This window comes from Promineifilum sp. (SeqCode) (assembly GCF_041918635.1).
Classification (GTDB): domain Bacteria; phylum Chloroflexota; class Anaerolineae; order Promineifilales; family Promineifilaceae; genus Promineifilum.
The window spans coordinates 1-2,543 of sequence record NZ_JAYRVJ010000652.1 but is presented as its reverse complement, the minus strand read 5'-3'; the positions used below and the strand labels follow the sequence as shown (position 1 = coordinate 2,543).

Genomic DNA, 2,543 nt, shown 5'->3' with positions numbered 1-2,543 from the left:
CGATAGCGTCTTCCCCATCGCCGAAGCCCAGGCGGCGCATGAGCACGTCCTGGCGAATCGCAATGTAGGCAAGGTTATCTTGCAAGTAGGGGAGTAAGAAGCTCACGCAAAGAGCGCAAAGTAAGCCAAGAACGCTAAGAAGCCCTTTTTTCTTTGCGTTCTTGGCTTACTTAGCGTTCTTTGCGTGAGCTCTTTTCAGCCCTGCCCGACAGAGACCAACGCCGCGCGCGTCTGGGCCACGGCGGCGTCGAAGTCCAGCGCCTGGCCCCTTTCCCAGGCCGCGGCGAAGGCAGCCGCGCCCATCTCCGCCTCGAATTGCGGCCGGGCGGCGGTGACTTGCGCCCGGAAGCCGGGGATGGCCTCCGGGTGGTGGTAGACCATCGAGAGAACGGGCACGGCCCGTTCACCGCCCCCGAACAGGGGCGCGAAGGAGATGTGCAGACTCATCAGACATCCGCTCGTCTGCCACCCCTTACCGATAGCCACATGCCAATCGAGCGCGTCGAGCAGATGGCGCGCGGCTTCCACGGGACGCTCCGCCTGAATAGACATCTCGGCTAACCGATAGGCAGCGACGCTGATGCCGTAGAGATTGCGCCAGCCTTTAGCGGCGTTGAGGCTTCGCGTGCTGTAATGAAGGGCCTGTTCGATGTTCTCAACAGCCAGAAACCCCTCTCTCAGCGCCTCCAGTACTTCGAATACCAGGCTGGGTGGGGAGGAAATCGCTTCCAGATAGGCCAGGACGGTCTCCAATCTGGGGAGTGTTGTCGAATCCATCCGGCCCAGCGTAATGCGCGCGATGGCTTCGTAGGCTTCCCCCCCGTACAGGTATAGCTCGTCATCCAATGCCCGTGCGGCGCTAGTGATCTTCTCGGCCCAGATCAGACAGCGCGGGTCTCTTATCAGCACATAGAGCCAGGCAATCAGGTGATACAGCCACAACAAGGCTTCAGGATCGCCATGCGCTTCAGCAAACGGGACGAACGCCAGAGCTGACTCGATGACGCGAGCTGGCTCGTGCAGCCCGGACTCCCATAGCAACGCGATATACCCCAGCCGCACCATGGCCGGGTGTGTTTCGGCCACGCCGCGCTGCGCCAGCCGTTGCCTGGCTTCCTCAAACAGGGTATCCGCGCGAACGCCCTGGGCGTTGGCCAGGGCGTAAAGTCCCCCGGCCAGGACGGCCGCTTCCTCGACCAGACCATGCTCGATGGCGTACGTCCAGGCCCGGTGGATGTTGTCCGTGTCGTCGGTGAATCGGACGGAGGCGTACGTCGGGGCGAGGTCGTGCAGCCGGTGGAGTTCCGACTTCACCAACCCCACATAGTAGTGGCAGTGAGCCAGTTCGACCTGCCGCCCCGGATCGTCCCGGCGGCGTTGCCCGGCGGCGAATTGTCGCAGGAGCTCATGGATGGTGAAACGTCCGCTGTCCGGACGGCGCTGGAGAAGGGATTTATTGACCAGGGCCAGCAGCACGCGCAGATTCGCTCCGGCCACCGCCTCGGCCGCCTCCCGCGTAAAGCTTTCCCGAAAGACGCTCAGCCCGGCCATGACTGACTGCTCTTCGAGCGGCATCAACTGCCAGGAGCAGGCGAAGACGGTCTGCATGCTGCGCTGCCGCTCCGGCAGGTCGCTTAGCGAGACGGTCAGGAAGTCTAACCCCCGGTCGATCTCGGCGGCGATCTCGGCCGGGGTCAGCAGTTCCAGCCAGGCCGCCGCCAGCACCAGCGCCAGCGGCATGCCCCCCACCTGGCGGCAAATGCGCGCCACGTCGGCCACATTGCCGGCGTTGATTTCAAAGTCGGGCCGGGCGCGACGGCCGCTCTCCGCGAAAAGCCGGACGGCGGTGTAGTCCAAGGCATCCTCGGCCGTCATCTCTTGCGGGAAGTCGAGGCCGCCCAACTCGTAGCGGCTCTCACCGGTCAGGTGCAGCCGCTCGCGCGAAGTCGCCAGGATGGCTATCTGTGGACACGTCTGGAGAATCTCATTGACGTGCACGGCTCCGTCGAGCACCTGCTCGAAATTGTCCAGAATCAACAGCAGACGACGCTGCGCCAGGGCCGTCATTAGCTGGGGCTTTAACGCTCCTGACCGGTCGGGAGCCTGGTAGTCGAGGGCCACGGCGATGGCTTGGAGGATATCCTCTGCCCGGTCGACCGGCGCCAAATCCACGAAGTACACCCCATCCTCGTACCGCTCCAGTAAGACCGTCCCTACGGCCAGAGCTAGCCGCGTCTTGCCCATGCCGCCCGGCCCGACGATGGTCACGAGTCGCTGCCTGTCGTGGGTTAGAAGACGGCTGATTTGCGACAACTCAAGCTCGCGGCCGATGAAGGGCGTGGTGTCGGCCGGCAGGTTGTGGCGCGCCCTGGCCGGCGGGCGAATGATCTCGTCCGTCGCCAGCCGGCTGTAGCGCCCGGCTTTAACCTCTTCCAGCAGGGCGACCGTCTCCGGCGACGGCTCGAGGCCCAACTCCGACCACAACACCTCGCGGCCGGCCTCGTATTGGGCCAGCGCCCCCGCCCGGTCGCCGGCCAGCGCGT

The 2,543-nt window shown here is 64.5% G+C and carries 1 protein-coding gene; it reads right to left on the bottom strand.

Annotation, left to right across the window (positions count from 1 at the left end; translation table 11 throughout):
* Window positions 1-195: 195 nt before the first annotated feature.
* The coding region (locus ACE3UY_RS19190; protein WP_374689090.1) for an AAA family ATPase at window positions 196-2,543 on the bottom strand (2,348 nt) is incomplete at its 5' end.